Origin of the sequence: Streptomyces sp. SID14478 (assembly GCF_010548525.1) — a bacterium.
GTDB lineage: Bacteria > Actinomycetota > Actinomycetes > Streptomycetales > Streptomycetaceae > Streptomyces.
The window spans coordinates 112,437-127,693 of record NZ_JAAGMG010001065.1 but is presented as its reverse complement, the minus strand read 5'-3'; the positions used below and the strand labels follow the sequence as shown (position 1 = coordinate 127,693).

Below are 15,257 nucleotides of genomic sequence, written 5' to 3'. Positions count from 1 at the left end.
CCTTCCTCAGTCGCAGTCGCGGCAGATCGGCTGACCGTTCTTCTCCCGCGCGAGCTGGCTGCGGTGGTGCACCAGGAAGCAGCTCATGCAGGTGAACTCGTCCTGCTGCTTGGGCAGGACGCGAACGGCGAGCTCCTCGTTCGAGAGGTCGGCGCCCGGAAGTTCCAGGCCCTCGGCCGCCTCGAACTCGTCCACGTCCACGTTCGACGCGGACTTGTCGTTCCGCCGGGACTTCAGTTCTTCGATGCTGTCCTCATTGAGGTCGTCATCGGTCTTGCGTGGAGTGTCGTAGTCCGTTGCCATGTCGCCTCTCCCCCTCTGGGTGTTTAGGTGTCTCAGCGCACGTAACGCATGAGAGGCCGGACTTGTGCCCGACCTGAGGCGGAGATTTTGCCTCACATCAAGGTCTGTTACTCAATCGACACCCAACCCCACTCCTCATGAGTGATCGGCTTGGGTGGCGAACGGGACCGTACACGGTCCGATTGCCGTACTGCACGGGCGCCACCCCGTGTACTTCCCGTGATCAAGCTGCCCGAAAACCCGGACTTTCCCGGCTTTCATACGGCTTTTGCGATCACGGAGAGTAGATAGCCCGAAATTCGCCCATGTGATCGATCACACACGGTCCTCCCGGGTGCAGGTCCCGAAAATTCCGCTAAAAGCGAACTCGCCCAGCGCGTCGGCGGAAGCATGTCAGATCCGTACGCGCCGTGCACGTCGAACCGGGCGAGACCTGGCTAGATCGGCAGGGTGACCCGCATCACGAGCCCACCCCCGTCACGGGGCTCGGCGGTGATCCGGCCGCCGTGGGCACGCGCCACCGAGCGGGCGATGGACAGGCCGAGGCCCACTCCCTTGTCGCTGCCGGTGCGCTCGGTGCGCAGCCGCCGGAAGGGCTCGAAGAGGTTGTCGATCTCGTACGCGGGGACCACCGGGCCCGTATTGGTGACGACCAGGACGGCCTGGCCGTGCTGCGCCTCCGTGCAGACCTCGACCCAGCCGCCCTCCCGTCGCCCGCCGGCGCCCTTGTCCTGAAGCGCTTCGCGCTGCCCCTCTTCCTTCGGGACGTTGTACCGGATGGCGTTCTGCACGAGGTTCAGGGCGATGCGCTCCAGCAGTACGCCGTTGCCCTGGACGACCGCCTCCTTGCGCTCGCCCCGGATCTCCACGTGCTTCTCGTCGGCTTCGGCGCGGGCCTGGTCGAGCGCCTGGGAGGCGACCTCCGCGAGGTCCACGGGCTTGCGCTCGACGATCTGGTTGTCGCTGCGGGCCAGCAACAGCAGGCCCTCCACCAGTTGCTCGCTGCGCTCGTTCGTGGCCAGCAGCGTCTTGCCGAGCTGCTGGAGCTCCACCGGGGCGCCCGGATCCGAGAGATGGACCTCCAGGAGGGTGCGGTTGATCGCGAGCGGTGTGCGCAGCTCGTGCGACGCGTTGCCCACGAAGCGCTGCTGGGCCGTGAAGGCCCGCTCCAGGCGGTCGAGCATCTCGTCGAAGGTGTCGGAGAGCTCCTTGAGCTCGTCGTCCGGACCGTCCAGCTCGATGCGGCGCGACAGGTCCGTGCCGGCCACCCGGCGCGCGGTGCGCGTGATGCGGCCGAGCGGGGACAGGACGCGGCCCGCCATCGCGTACCCGAAGGCGAAGGCGATGATCGCGAGACCGAGCAGTGCCATCAGGGAGCGGCTCAGCAGGACGTCCAGGGCGTGCTGGCGCTGCTGGTTGACGCAGTCGCTCAGGGCGCTGTTCAACTCGCTGGCCGGGATCTGGCCGTCCGGGATGTTGTTGCAGATGCTGCTCGTGACCCGGCCGCTCACGATCTTGAACGGCAGCTCGCTGCCCACGTTCAGGGCCTGCGCCGCGAGCAGATAGATGATCGACAGCAGCAGGATGCCCGCGATGAGGAACATGCCGCCGTAGAGCAGCGTGAGCCTTATGCGGATGGTGGGGCGCAGCCAGGGGAAGGGCGGTTCGACCCTCGCGCCCGGCTTCCAGGTCGGCTTCGGTGGCGCCGTGGGGGGCGCTGGTGCGGAGGCCATGGAGGATCAGATCCGGTAGCCGGAGCCCGGCACCGTGACGATGACGGCCGGCTCGCCGAGCTTGCGGCGCAGGGTCATGACGGTGACGCGCACGACGTTCGTGAACGGGTCCGTGTTCTCGTCCCAGGCCTTCTCCAGGAGCTGCTCGGCGGAGACGACGGCGCCTTCGCTGCGCAGCAGCACCTCCAGGACCGCGAACTCCTTGGGCGCGAGCTGGATCTCCTTGCCGTCGCGGAACACCTCGCGGCGGTTCGGGTCGAGCTTGAGCCCCGCCCGCTCCAGGACGGGCGGCAGGGGCACGCTCGTACGGCGTCCGAGGGCGCGGACGCGGGCGGTCAGCTCGCTGAAGGCGAACGGCTTGGGGAGGTAGTCGTCCGCGCCCAGCTCCAGCCCCTCCACGCGGTCGCTGACGTCGCCGGAGGCGGTCAGCATGAGGATGCGGGTGGGCATGCCCAGCTCGACGATCTTGCGGGCGACGTCGTCGCCGTGCACGAGCGGGAGGTCGCGGTCGAGAACGACCACGTCGTAGTCGTTGACGCCGATGCGCTCCAGGGCCGCCGCACCGTCGTACACGACGTCGACGGCCATGGCCTCCCGGCGCAGTCCGGTGGCCACCGCATCGGCGAGCAGCTGCTCGTCCTCGACGACGAGTACGCGCACGTCGCTGGTCCTTCCTCTGGCCACCCGCGGGCAGGTTCGGGCGCGCGGGCAGGTCCGTTCATGGGGTGTGAGCCTCCATCCTGCCCCTTTCGGCCATAAACCGGCTGTAAGACGGCGAGGGGGACGGCGGGACGTCACGGGAATGCCTGATTTTCTGCGGGGGTTGAGGTTTCCGCGGAAGGGAGCAGGGGGAGGACGGCTGTACACCCGCGATCACGCTTTGTATGCGGCGTGCCACAAGCTGCTTGCCGCAGGGCGGCTCACGACGTGATCACCCCTTCCACAGGGCACACCCCCGTGCCACCGACCCACGACCCAGGACGAGGGGGCGCAACCATGGACGCATTCACCGCAGGGCTACTGCAGCGCATAAAGGCGGCCGAGTCCGACCTGACGCGGGCGCGAGAGACCGGCGACGACTTCCTTGCAGAGGTCGAGCAGGGCGAACTGGACGACCTCCACCGCCTCGCCGCCGAGCACGGCGTGGAAGTTCACGCCTCTAGCGTCTGAGCAGCACACGAGAGGGCCCCGGCGCCTGGTTCGATCCAGGCGGGCGCCGGGGCCCTCTCGTGTGCGCGGGCTCAGTCGTGCCAGGCGCCCAGCTCTTCCAGCCAGTTCTGCAGCGGCTCGAAGAGGCCGGGCGGCGCGGCGATGGTCAGCTCGGGCGACACCGGCTCACCGGGGCGGCCTCCGGTCAGGGCCCCCGCCTCACGCGCGATGAGGTCGCCGGCCGCGTAGTCCCAGGGGTTCAGGCCGCGTTCGTAGTACGCGTCCATGCGGCCCAGCGCCACGTCGCACAGGTCGATCGCGGCCGAGCCGCCGCGCCGGATGTCGCGCACCTTGGGCACCAACTCCCGTACGACGTCGGCCTGGTGGACCCGGCGCGATTCCAGGTAGCCGAAGCCGGTGCCGACCAGCGCCTGCGCGAACGGTGGTGCCACGCGCGCGTGGGCCGGCCGGTCGTTCACGTAGGCGCCCTCCCCCAGGACGGCGCGGTAGGTCTCGCCGCGCATCGGGGCCGCGACGACGCCGACGAGCGTCTCGCCGTCCTTGCGGGCCGCGATGGAGACGGACCAATCGGGGCGCCCGTAGAGGTAGTTGACGGTTCCGTCGATGGGGTCGATCACCCACTCGACGCCGCTGGAGCCCTCGGTCGCGGCGCCTTCCTCCCCGAGCACGCCGTCGTCGGGGCGGCGGTCGGCCAGGAAGTCCGTGATGAGCTTCTCGGAGGCGATGTCCATCTCGGTGACGACGTCGACGGCGCTGGTCTTGGTGGCGGCGACGCCGAGGTCGGCGGGGCGGCCGTCGCGCAGGAAGACGCCGGCGCGGGCCGCCGCTTCCAGGGCGACGCCGAGGAGCTCTGCCGTGAGGGCCCTGTGGGCCTGGGGATCGGTCACGTGGGCATCCTTACGCGTACGGGCTGTCGGCGCCCGCGGCGGCGGGCTTGGGGGCGCGGGCCGGGCAGCAGCCCACCGGGCACAGGTCGTGGCTCGCGCCGAGCGCGCCCAGGGCGCACGGCGTGATGTTCCTTCCGCTCTCGCTCGCGGCCCGCTCCAGGACCAGCTCCCGCACGGCGGCGGCGAAGCGCGGGTCCGCGCCCACGGTGGCGGAGCGACGCACCGCGAGCCCGATCTCCTTCGCCTTGGCCTCGGCCTCGGTGTCGAGGTCGTACAGGACCTCCATGTGGTCCGAGACGAAGCCGATGGGCGCCATGACGACGGCCGGCACCCCCGCGGCGTGCCGCTCCTCCAGGTGGTCGCAGATGTCGGGCTCCAGCCAGGGGATCTGCGGGGCGCCGGAGCGCGACTGGTAGACGAGCTGCCAGGGGTGCTCGACTCCGGTCTCCTCGCGTACGGCGTCCGCGATCAGCCGCGCGACGTCCAGGTGCTGCTTCACGTACGCGCCGCCGTCGCCGTGGTCCTCGTGGGGTCCGGAGGTGTCGGCCGCGGCGTCCGGGATGGAGTGTGTGGTGAAGGCGAGGTGGGCGCCGTCCCGTACGTCCTCGGGCAGGTCGGCGAGGGACTCCAGGACACCGTCGACCATGGGGCGCACGAAGCCCGGGTGGTTGAAGTAGTGCCGCAGCTTGTCGATCCTCGGCAGCTCCAGGCCCTCGGCCTCCAGGGCGGCCAGCGACTCCGCGAGGTTCTCCCGGTACTGGCGGCAGCCCGAGTAGGACGCGTACGCGCTGGTGGCCAGGACGAGGATGCGGCGATGGCCGTCGGTGGCCATCTCGCGCAGCGTGTCCGTGAGGTACGGCGCCCAGTTCCTGTTGCCCCAGTAGACCGGCAGGTCCAGGCCGTGGTCGGCGAAGTCCTTGCGCAGGGCGTCGAGCAGCGCCCTGTTCTGGTCGTTGATGGGGCTGACCCCGCCGAACAGGAAGTAGTGCTGCCCCACTTCCTTGAGCCGCTCCTTGGGGATGCCTCGTCCCCGCGTCACGTTCTCCAGGAACGGGACGACGTCGTCGGGGCCCTCGGGGCCGCCGAACGAGAGCAGCAGCAAGGCGTCGTAGGGGCGGGCGTCGGGGCTGGCAGCGTGCGCTTCTGGCATGTCTTCGATCCTGCCACCCGCCACTGACAGGCGGAAAACCGCCATGCCACCCGGAGCCTGACACGCGTAAGCTGTATCGGCCCTGTTCGTTCCTTACCGGAGTCGTCGAGTTGCCCAGCCCCTACCGCGCCCTGTTCGCCCTGCCCGGCACCAAGAGCTTCTCCTTCGCCGGATTCCTGGGCCGGATGCCCCTGTCGATGATGGGCATCGGGATCGTCACGATGGTCTCGCAGCTGACCGGGCGGTACGGGCTCGCGGGCGCCCTGTCGGCGACGGTGGCCCTGTCCGCCGCGGCGATCGGGCCGCAGATCTCCCGCCTGGTCGACCAGTACGGGCAGCGCCGCGTGCTGCGCCCGGCCACCCTCGTCTCGCTCGTGGCCGTCTCCGGGATGCTGCTGTGCGCGAAGTACGAGGCCGCCGACTGGACGCTGTTCCTGTGCGCCGCGTTCATCGGCTGCGTGCCGAGCGTCGGCTCGATGATCCGCTCGCGGTGGGCGGTCCTGTACCGGGACACCCCGCGCCGGCTGCACACGGCGTACTCCTTCGAGTCCGTGATCGACGAGGTGTGCTTCATCTTCGGGCCGATCATCTCGATCGGCCTGTCCACGGCCTGGTTCCCGGAGGCGGGGCCCCTTCTTGCGGGCTGTTTCCTCGCGGTGGGCGTCTTCTGGCTGACCGGCCAGCGCGCGACCGAACCGCCGCCGCACCCCCGGGCGCAGCACGGCGGCGGATCGGCGCTCCGCGCGCGTGGGTTGCAGGTTCTGGTGGCGACCTTCGTGGCGACGGGCGCGATCTTCGGAGCGGTCGACGTGGTGACGGTGGCCTTCGCGGAGGAGCAGGGCCACAAGTCGGTGGCCAGTGTGGTGCTCGCCGTTTACGCGGCCGGGTCCTGCGTCGCGGGCGCCGTGTTCGGCCTGCTGCACTTCAAGGGGGCGCCCGCGCGCCGGTGGCTGGTGGGTCTCGTCACGATGGGCGTGAGTATGATCCCCCTCCAACTGGTCGGGAACCTGCCGTTTCTGGCCGTGGCGCTCTTCGTTGCGGGCCTGTCCATCGCACCGACGATGATCACGACGATGGCCCTCGTCGAGCAGCACGTACCACGCGCGAAACTGACCGAGGGCATGACCTGGGTGAGCACGGGTCTGACGGCCGGTGTCGCGCTCGGTTCCTCCGTGTCCGGCTGGGTGATCGACGCCGCCGGCGCGAAGGCCGGGTACGGGGTGCCGGGTGTAGCCGGCGCCGTCGCGGTCCTGGTCGGGTTGCTGGGCTACCGCCGGCTGAAGCAGCCGGTTCCGCAGCGGGGAGGAACTACCGATGAGCACGGCGCAGACGGGCAGCAAGAAGAGCAGCGAAGCGTGGCGTAACTGGGCGGGGAACGTCACCTCCCGTCCCGTGCGCGAGGTGACGCCCGCGTCGGTGGAGGAACTCACCGCGGCCGTGCGCAGGGCCGCACAGGACGGTCTGAAGGTGAAGGCCGTCGGCACGGGCCACTCCTTCACGGCGGCCGCCGCGACCGACGGCGTGTTGATACGCCCTCAACTGTTGACCGGGATCCGCGACATCGACCGGGAGAACGGCACCGTCACGGTCGAGGCCGGCACCCCGCTCAAGCGGCTCAACCTGGCATTGGCTCGCGAGGGCCTGTCGCTCACGAACATGGGCGACATCATGGAGCAGACCGTCTCGGGCGCCGTCAGCACCGGCACGCACGGCACGGGCCGCGAGTCGGCCTCCATCGCCGCGCAGATCAAGGGGCTTGAGCTGGTGACGGCGAGCGGTGAACTGCTCACCTGCTCCGAGAAGGAGAACCCCGAGGTCTTCGCGGCCGCCCGCATCGGTCTGGGCGCGCTCGGCATCGTCACGGCCCTCACCTTCGCCGTGGAGCCGATCTTCCTGCTCACCGCCCGCGAGGAGCCGATGAGCTTCGAGAAGGTGACGGCCGACTTCGACGCGCTGTACGCGGAGAACGAGCACTTCGAGTTCTACTGGTTCCCGCACACCGGCAACTGCAACACCAAGCGCAACAACCGCAGCACGGGCCCCGAGGCCCCGGTGTCGCGGGTCAGCGGCTTCGTCGAGGACGAAGTGCTCTCCAACGGCCTGTTCCAGGTGGTCAACACGATCGGCCGCGCCGTGCCCGCCACCATCCCGGCCATCGCGAAGATCTCCAGCAAGGCGCTGTCGGCCCGGACGTACACCGACATCCCCTACAAGGTCTTCACATCTCCGCGCCGCGTGCGCTTCGTGGAGATGGAGTACGCCGTTCCGCGCGCGGCCCTCGTGGAGACGCTGCGCGAGCTGAAGTCCATGGTGGACCGGTCGAACCTGCGCGTCAGCTTCCCGGTCGAGGTCCGCACCGCCCCCGCCGACGACATCACGCTGTCCACCGCGTCCGGTCGCGACAGCGCCTACGTCGCGGTCCACATGTACAAGGGCACGCCGTACCAGCGGTACTTCACGGCCGCCGAGCAGATCTTCACCGCCCATGAGGGCCGCCCGCACTGGGGCAAGGTGCACACGCGCGACGCCGCGTACTTCGCTCAGGCCTACCCGCGCTTCGGCGAGTTCACCAAGCTGCGTGACCGCCTGGACCCGGACCGCCTCTTCGGCAACGCGTACCTGCGCCGGGTCCTCGGCGACTGAGCCCGTCCTACTCGGCCGGAGCCTGCTGTCCGGAGTCGGCGCCCGACCCGGTGCCCGGGTTCGAGCCCGCGCTCTGCGACGGGGTCGGCGTGGGCGTCGGAGTCGGCGTCGTGCTGCCGTCGTCCGGGTCGGAGCCGGAGCCGGAATCCGAGCCGGAGCCGGTGCCCTTGTCCGGGTCGGAGCCCTTGTCGGTGCCGGTGCCCGAGCCGCCGCTCTTGCTCGGCGTCGGGCTCGGCGTCGTGTTCCCGTCCGTGCCGGAGCCGTCGCCGTCGGACTGCTCACCGTTGCCGGAACCGGTGCTGGCGCCATCCGAGGGCTGCTGCGAGGTGCTGGGCTTCGGGTCGCTGTTGCCGGAGGACCTGTGTCCGGTGAACGTGTCCCCCAAGGTCGTGCCGCCGTCCCCGCTGAAGCTCTCCCCGGCGACCAGCTCGTACGTCGTGATGCCGCCCATCGTCACGCCGAAGACGACGGCCGCGGCGACCAACGGCCGCTTCCAGCTCTTGACACGGGACCGGTGCACGGTCGCCTCGGTGAATTCTTCGTCGTCCGGAAGCGGGGCGTCCGGGCCGTCAGGGAGCGCCTGGTGCGGCAGGTCCGTCGCGGGCCGCAGCAGGCGCGTGGCCTCGTCGACGTCGGCGGACTTGAGGAGTTGCGTCCTGCCCGGATCGCCCGTAGCGAGGAGTCGGGTCCGGTCCGGATCGGCGGTGCCCAGGAGTTGGGTCTTCTCGGACTCGTCGGGCAGCAGGTCGGCCACGGCGCCGGTGTCGAGCAGCTGCGTCATGTCCTCCTCGGCCGCTCCCGCGGACGCCGCGGGCGCCCCCCAGGTCGTGGTCGTCGGCAGTGCGCCCGTCGCGGGCCGCGCGGCGGGCGGCCGGACCCCGGTCACCATGGCGCTCGTGGCGTCCATGGAGGCGTCCGAGCGGAAGGTGCGCGGTACGGGGCGGCCGTCCACGGCGACCGGCACCTGGCGGCCCTTGGGCTTGGTCTGCACGGCGACGTCGCGTATCTGCTCGCCGGTGCGCCTGAAGAAGTGCTGGAAGAGCGTGCCGCCGCTGGTGGCGAGGGCGCTGACCACGCCGGCGCCCAGGATCGTCCCGTAGACACCGAAACTGGAGGCGAGCTTCGCGGCGACCACGGCGGCGACCGCACTGCCCGCCACCTGGGGCACGCTCAGATCCAGCCGCTTCTTCTCCTTGGGCCCGTTCCGCTCGTCCTTGGAGTTCTCCGGCTTCTCGCCCATCTCCTGCCCTTGCCTGCCTTTCTCGACATCTCGGCCTGTTACACAGTGAAGCACCCGAGACTACGTGAACTTCCTGTTGTCACATGAGAAAGGGACGTATGGCCGAAGTGCATGGTTCCGGTTCCGCAGATTCCGTGAATCACGCCACGCACATCCATCGCGAAACGGGCACCCACCGATGCCGCATCGGGCCCAACTCCCGTCCCCCGTGAGAAGTTCGGCGGCGTGCCGATCCACGAGAGTGGCCCGAATGGAGTACTGTTGCGAGCCCTGGGTCCGGTCTCCCGCCAGGGTGTCCGGGGCCTTCCAGGACCGCCGGGAGGGGGCTCGTTGCACAGGGTGACGACTTCGGTCACTTAGCGTTGCGAACAGGTAACCGTGCCATAACGGCGCTCTCGGGTCGATGCCCGACACGCCGGGCAACTCGGCAAGGTTGTGGCAGGCTGCACCCGGGCAGGCCACACTCGACTAGCGGAAGCAGCGACGCACGTGACGTCGGCAGGCACCACCCGGGAGGTCCCCATGCCCGAACTGCGTGTCGTGGCCGTCTCTAACGACGGCACACGGCTGGTGCTGAAGGCTGCGGACAGCACGGAGTACACGCTTCCGATCGATGAGCGCCTCCGGGCCGCCGTGCGCGGCGACCGTCCGCGCCTCGGCCAGATCGAGATCGAGGTGGAGAGCCACCTCCGCCCGCGCGACATTCAGGCGCGCATACGGGCAGGTGCCTCCGCCGAGGAGGTCGCCCAGCTCGCGGGCATCCCGGTCGATCGTGTACGCCGCTTCGAGGGCCCCGTGCTCGCGGAGCGGGCCTTCATGGCCGAGCGGGCCAGGAAGACCCCCGTGCGTCGTCCGGGCGAGAACACCGGCCCCCAGCTCGGCGAGGCGGTGCAGGAGCGACTCCTGCTGCGCGGCGCCGACAAGGAAACCGTCCAATGGGACTCCTGGCGCCGGGACGACGGCACCTGGGAAGTCCTGCTCGTCTACCGGGTCGCGGGCGAACCGCACTCGGCGAGCTGGACCTACGACCCGCCCCGCAGGCTCGTCCAGGCCGTGGACGACGAGGCGCGCTCGCTGATCGGCGAGTCCGACGACATCGGCGCGCCCGAGCCCACGTTCCCGTTCGTGCCGCGCATCGCCCGCCTGCCCAGGGACCGGCCGCTGGACCGCGCCCTGGACCGGCAGCTGGAGCGTCCGACGCCGCCTCCGCCGGAGATCGCGCCGCCCGCACCCGAGGAGAACCTGCCGGCGATCGCCTCCTCCTCGGAGCGCGACTCGCTGACCAGCCTCCTGGAGGCCGTGCCCAGCTATCGCGGCGACATCGTGGTGCCCGACCGCCCGACGACGGCTCCCGAGCCGCCGCAGGAGGAGCCGGAAGCACCCACGGCCACCGAGGTCGAGGAACCGGCGGCGCCCGCCGCGTCGGCCGGAGCCGGGTCCGCGTACGCGGACGTCCTGATGCCGCGGGCCGTGGCGGGCCACCGGGACCGCCTGACCGGCACCACCGACCGCCAGGCCGAGGCCGACGGGGTCCGCCCCGGGCGGCGGGCCGCGGTGCCGAGCTGGGACGAGATCGTCTTCGGTACGCGCCGCAAGAAGCAGGACTAGGCACCGCTCGTACGCAGGGGCCCGCACCGGCGATTCGGTGCGGGCCCCTGCGTACTCCCGAACGGCTACTGCGGGTCGGGGCCCGTCGCCACCGGGCGGGACTCGTCCGCGGACCACTGTGACCACGAGCCGACGTACAACTGGGCGTCGATGCCCGCCACCGCGAGCGCCAGGACCTCGTGGGCGCCGGAGACGCCCGAGCCGCAGTAGACGCCGACCTGGCCCGCGGCGCCGGTCGCGCCGAGGGTCGTGAAGCGGTCGGCGAGTTCCGCGGCCGGAAGGAAGCGGCCGTCGGCCGCGACGTTCTGCGTGGTCGGCGCCGAGACGGCGCCCGGGATGTGGCCTCCGACGCGGTCGATGGGCTCCACGTCGCCGCGGTAGCGCTCGGCGGCACGGGCGTCCAGGAGGAGACCGGAGCGGGCCAGCGCGGCCGCGCCGTCCGCGTCGAGGAGTCCGGTGGCACCCGGTGCAGGGGTGAAGGTCCCGGGCTCCGGCGACGGGATCTCGGTCTCCAGGGGGCCCTCCCAGGTGGCGAGGCCGCCGTCGAGGACGCGCACGGACGGGTGACCCGTCCAGCGCAGCAGCCACCACGCACGGGCCGCGGCCCAGCCCTGTCCACCGTCGTACACGACCACATCACGGTCCGCCGAGACGCCCGCCGCGCGCAGCGCGGCGCCGAGCACCGCCAGGTCGGGCAGCGGGTGCCGCCCCTCCTTCGCGCCCGCGTGACCTGCAAGTTCCGCATCGAGGTCGATAAATACCGCACCGGGCAGGTGGCCCTTGGCGTACTCGGCACGGCCGTCGAAAGCGGGCTCTCCCGCCGCCTTCGCGACGCTCAGCTGCCAGCGGATGTCGAGCAGTACCGGCGGGTTCTCCCCCGCCAACTCGCTCGCAAGTTCGGATGCGGTGATGATGGCATTCATGAGGGCCATCCTTGCTCATGGTCTGGCCCGGGCGCCCGCGTTCGGATAGCGTGCTCGATCGACTACCGAGCGTCAATCGGCAGGACACGGCCGGATCATGGCGACGCAATGTCAGCGAAACACCGATTCGGGCATCCTCTGCCAGGAGTCCGGCGGTTTCGGCGCGGTCAGGGAGCGCCGCGCGGCACGGAGTGCCAACATCAGCACGGGCGTGATGCGACACGCGGGATCCCGCATGAGGGCCCCGAGGGTTCCGTTTCCGAGGAGAGAGTGACGATGACCGAGGCAGCAGCCCCGCGCGTACCGGGCACACCTTGCTGGGTGAGCCTGATGGTGCACGGCATGGCCGCGACCCAGGAGTTCTACGGGGCACTGTTCGGCTGGGAGTTCCGGCCGGGACCTCAGCAGCTCGGCCCGTACGTGCGGGCGCTCCTGGACGGCAAGGAGGTGGCCGGCATCGGCCTCCTGCCGCCCGACCGCCAGCTGCCGATCGCCTGGACGCCCTATCTGGCCTCGGACGACGTGGACACGACGGCCGAGTCGGTGCGGCACTGCGGCGGCACGGTGGGCGTCGGTCCGCTGGACGCGGGTGAGGCGGGCCGGATGGCCGTGGCCTCCGACCCGACGGGCGCGGTGTTCGGCATCTGGCAGGCGGCGGGGCACCTGGGCATGGCGCTGACCGGCGTACCGGGCGCGGTGTCGTGGAACGAGCTGGTGACGCGGGAGACGGTGAGCGTCGCGAAGTTCTACCAGGCGGTGTTCGGATACACCGAGGAGGCCGTGGTCTCTGCGGACTTCGACTCCCTGACGCTGCACCTGGAGGGCCGCCCGGTGGCCTCCGTACTCGGTGTCGGGCACGCGCTGCCCCGCGACCGCGGCCCGCACTGGATGACGTACTTCGAGGTCGCGGACGTGGACGAGGCCGTCGAGCGGGTCGCGGATCTGGGCGGCCATGTCGTCAAGCCCGCGCGGGACGGTGCGCACGGCCGGGTGGCGACGGTGGCGGACCCGGAAGGCGCGCAGTTCGCGGTGGTGTCGTCGCCGGACCCCGCGACGGACCAGGGCTGACCGGCTGCCCGGGGCCCGGCCCCAAGGGCGGTCCGGGACAGGTGAAGTGACGGGCCGGGACGGGCGAGCGCCCGCGGGCGCGCACGGAAAACCCACGTGCGTACGGTCGTACCGCTCTGTCACCCTTCCCGCATGGCCCACCCTCTCGATCACCTGGTCGTCCGGCACACCCACCGTCTCCCCGCCCCCGAAGGGCCGGCCGGTGAAGGTGCCGTCGCCGCGCGGCAGTTCGATGCCGCGCTGATGTCCGTGGGGTTCAAGCTGTCGGCGCCGCTCCTCGCTCGGCTGGCAGGGCTGTCCGAGGGTGCGGTGACCGATGTCGCCGTGCGGACCCTGGCCGCGGTGCGCGAGCTGGTCGGTGACCATGTGCGGCACAACGCGTACTTCATCGACTTCCCGGCGAACGTTCCGGACACGCTGGACTTCTGGGTGCGGTGCATCCGCGAGGCGCTCGCCGACGACGCGTCCCGCGCGGGCACGCTCCGGCAGCTGAGCACCGGCGTGGTCGATCTCCTCACGCTGCCGTCGTACGGGCGCTACCCGCACACGTACGCCGACATGCTCGGCCACCACGAGGAGTTGATCGCGGCGGCCGGCGACCGGCTGACCGTGCTGCACCTCGGCCGGGACGCGCGGGACGAGGTCGGCGCGCTGTACCTGCACCTCGCGGGCAGCCGCACTCCGCTCGGCGAGGACCACCTCCGGGATCTCGACGCGCTCGCCGCGACTTGCGTGGACGGCCCGCAGCCCGAGGAGATACCGGTCCGGGAGAACCGCGCCGTGATCAACAAGGCGCGCCTGCGGGCGGGTTCGGGGCTGCTCCTCGACACCGTCACCGATGTGCTGCGCCTGGCCTGCGCACTGGCCGACGGGGACGTGTCCCTGCTGGAGCCCACCCGGTTCGTGAAGCTGTCGCGGCCCACGCGCCGGGCGCTGCTCGCGGGTCTGGACGGCGTGGTCGCCGCGGCGCCCGCGAAGCTCGCCGACGCGGGAGCCCACCGGGAGGCGTGGAAGCGGCTCGGTGAGCGGCTGCACCCGCACGAGTACCCGCAGTGGCCGTACGCCGCCCAGGTGTTCGCGGTGGCGCGCGGTGAGCAGCGGGTGCGCTCCTTCGCGAGCCGCACCGAGGAACTGCTCGGCCGCGGCGACGTGGCCGGCGCGGCCGAGCTGCTGACGTCAGCACCGGGTGTGCTGCTGAGGTCCCTGGACCGGCTGGTGCGCACGGCCCGTACGGACGAAGAGCTCACGGCCGTGCTCGCCGCCGTCGAGGAATGTGCGCCGCAGGCGGCCGGGCGGGTGCTGCTCTCGGTCCGCCAGCACCTCCTGAACCGGGGCGGCCGCCTCGAACGGGCGGGTGCAGGCCGGGTGTTCATCAACCGGCTGGGGCGCGCCTGGGTCACCGAGGACGTCCGGCCCGCGCTGCCGACCGCCGTCAAGGAGCGGCTGGTCGCGCTGCTGGACGCGGAGATCACGCGCCGCCTGCCGCAGGACGGGCCGGTGCTCGTCGACCCGGATGTGCTCGACGTCGCGCTGCCGCTCAGCGGCAAGGCGGTCTCCTCCGGGCTCGGGGTGCTGCCGCGCGGTTCGGTGTCGCCGGTCGACGGTGAGCTGCTGCGGTTCTTCGTGTACTGGAAGCAGAAGAGCCTCACCACGGACTACGACTTGTCCGCGGTGGTCCTGGACGACGACTACGAACAGGTCACCTGGCTCTCGTACACACAGCTGACCGATGTGGAGGGCCGGCACTCCGGGGACATCACCGAAGCACCGGAAGGCGCCTCGGAGTTCATCGAGCTGCGGCTCGGGGCGGTGCGCGGCAGCTTCGTCGTGCCGCAGGTACTGCTGTACTCCGGGGAGGGCTTCGTGGAGGTCGAGGAGTCGTTCTTCGGGTTCATGCTGCGGGAAGGCGAGCAGCGGGGGCGGCCGTTCGAGCCGCGGACCGTGCGGATGAAGTCCGATCTGCGCGGCCCCGGCCGGGTGGCGCTGCCGCTGGTGTTCCAGCGCGGTGCGGACGGTCGGTGGCGGGCGCGCTGGCTGCACCTGTATCTCAAGGGCTTCCCGCACGCCAACCGCGTCGAGGAGACCCGCGTGACGGTGGAGGCGCTGCTGCGCGACGTCGTCGAGCGGGAGCAGCTGACCGTGCGCTGGCTGCTCGGCCTGATGGGCCGTGCGCAGGTCACCGTCTGGGACGGCACCTGCGTGCCGGAGGGTCCGGTCACGTACATCGGGCTGCAGTCGCCGGAAGGGCTGCACCCGGCGTCACGGATCCTCACGCCGGAAAATCTGCGCGACGTGATCCCGGAGTGACTGGTAGCGTCCGGCGCATCGAGGCCATGCGAGGGCTTCCTTCTCCACCCTCTCGGGGGTTCGACATCAGCTCTCGCGCTCTCCTCGGCTCGGCCCGGTGAGGCCATGAGGAGGCTTCCTTCTCACACCTTTCCTGTAGAAATAGCCTCTTCGCTTTCCTCACCGCCGACTTCGGGCCCCTGGCGTTCCGCGCCGGGGGCCTCGTCGTGCGCCGCCGGGACAGCG

At 71.1% G+C, this 15,257-nt stretch carries 13 protein-coding genes; 5 read left to right on the top strand and 8 right to left on the bottom strand.

Translation table 11 applies throughout. The annotated features are described in order from the left end of the window. Positions 1-6 precede the first annotated feature (6 nt). From G3I40_RS34540 to G3I40_RS34515, 6 genes are all read right to left on the bottom strand, one after another. Entirely contained in the window at positions 7-303 is a 297-nt protein-coding gene (locus G3I40_RS34540; protein WP_018535993.1) for a DUF4193 domain-containing protein, read from the bottom strand. 437 nt (positions 304-740) lie between these two features. Next, positions 741-2,036 (bottom strand): HAMP domain-containing sensor histidine kinase, encoded by a 1,296-nt coding sequence (locus tag G3I40_RS34535; RefSeq protein ID WP_164558781.1) that lies wholly within the window; start codon positions 2,034-2,036, stop codon positions 741-743. 6 nt (positions 2,037-2,042) lie between these two features. Further along, complete coding sequence (locus G3I40_RS34530; protein ID WP_164558780.1) at positions 2,043-2,696, bottom strand: response regulator transcription factor; 654 nt, start codon at positions 2,694-2,696, stop codon at positions 2,043-2,045. 357 nt (positions 2,697-3,053) lie between these two features. Next, on the bottom strand, positions 3,054-3,191 hold the full coding sequence (locus G3I40_RS34525; protein WP_164558691.1) for a hypothetical protein: 138 nt from the start codon (positions 3,189-3,191) through the stop codon (positions 3,054-3,056). Positions 3,192-3,277: 86 nt separating this feature from the next. Next, positions 3,278-4,093 (bottom strand): inositol monophosphatase family protein, encoded by an 816-nt coding sequence (locus tag G3I40_RS34520; protein WP_164558779.1) that lies wholly within the window; start codon positions 4,091-4,093, stop codon positions 3,278-3,280. A 10-nt stretch (positions 4,094-4,103) separates the two neighbouring features. Beyond that, complete coding sequence (locus G3I40_RS34515) at positions 4,104-5,243, bottom strand: ferrochelatase (RefSeq protein WP_164558778.1); 1,140 nt, start codon at positions 5,241-5,243, stop codon at positions 4,104-4,106. A 110-nt stretch (positions 5,244-5,353) separates the two neighbouring features. Between G3I40_RS34515 and G3I40_RS34510 the strand changes: the two genes are divergently transcribed. After that, positions 5,354-6,607 carry an MFS transporter gene (locus G3I40_RS34510; RefSeq protein ID WP_164558777.1) on the top strand — a complete coding sequence of 418 codons (1,254 nt, stop codon included), beginning with the start codon at positions 5,354-5,356 and terminating at the stop codon, positions 6,605-6,607. Continuing rightward, positions 6,558-7,886, top strand: a complete 1,329-nt coding sequence (locus G3I40_RS34505) for a D-arabinono-1,4-lactone oxidase (protein ID WP_164558776.1) — start codon at positions 6,558-6,560, stop codon at positions 7,884-7,886. Before G3I40_RS34510 ends, G3I40_RS34505 begins: the two co-directional genes overlap by 50 nt. Before the next feature lie 7 nt (positions 7,887-7,893). Here the strand turns inward: G3I40_RS34505 and G3I40_RS34500 are convergent, their stop codons facing one another. Then, positions 7,894-9,126: a hypothetical protein gene (locus tag G3I40_RS34500; RefSeq protein WP_164558775.1), complete on the bottom strand. Its 1,233-nt coding sequence runs from the start codon at positions 9,124-9,126 to the stop codon at positions 7,894-7,896. Between the two features lie 522 nt (positions 9,127-9,648). Here G3I40_RS34500 and sepH point away from each other — a divergent pair. Beyond that, positions 9,649-10,734, top strand: coding sequence for a septation protein SepH (gene sepH / locus G3I40_RS34495; RefSeq protein WP_164558774.1), 1,086 nt, complete (start codon positions 9,649-9,651; stop codon positions 10,732-10,734). A gap of 65 nt (positions 10,735-10,799) precedes the next feature. Here sepH and G3I40_RS34490 read toward each other — a convergent pair whose 3' ends face one another. Then, positions 10,800-11,657 (bottom strand): sulfurtransferase, encoded by an 858-nt coding sequence (locus G3I40_RS34490; RefSeq protein WP_164558773.1) that lies wholly within the window; start codon positions 11,655-11,657, stop codon positions 10,800-10,802. A 276-nt stretch (positions 11,658-11,933) separates the two neighbouring features. Between G3I40_RS34490 and G3I40_RS34485 the strand changes: the two genes are divergently transcribed. Together G3I40_RS34485 and G3I40_RS34480 are read left to right on the top strand one after the other, a co-directional pair. Next, a complete protein-coding gene (locus G3I40_RS34485; RefSeq protein ID WP_164558772.1) occupies positions 11,934-12,725 on the top strand; it encodes a VOC family protein in 792 nt (263 codons plus the stop codon). 132 nt (positions 12,726-12,857) lie between these two features. Beyond that, on the top strand, positions 12,858-15,032 hold the full coding sequence (locus G3I40_RS34480; protein WP_164558771.1) for a TerD family protein: 2,175 nt from the start codon (positions 12,858-12,860) through the stop codon (positions 15,030-15,032). Positions 15,033-15,257: the final 225 nt, after the last annotated feature.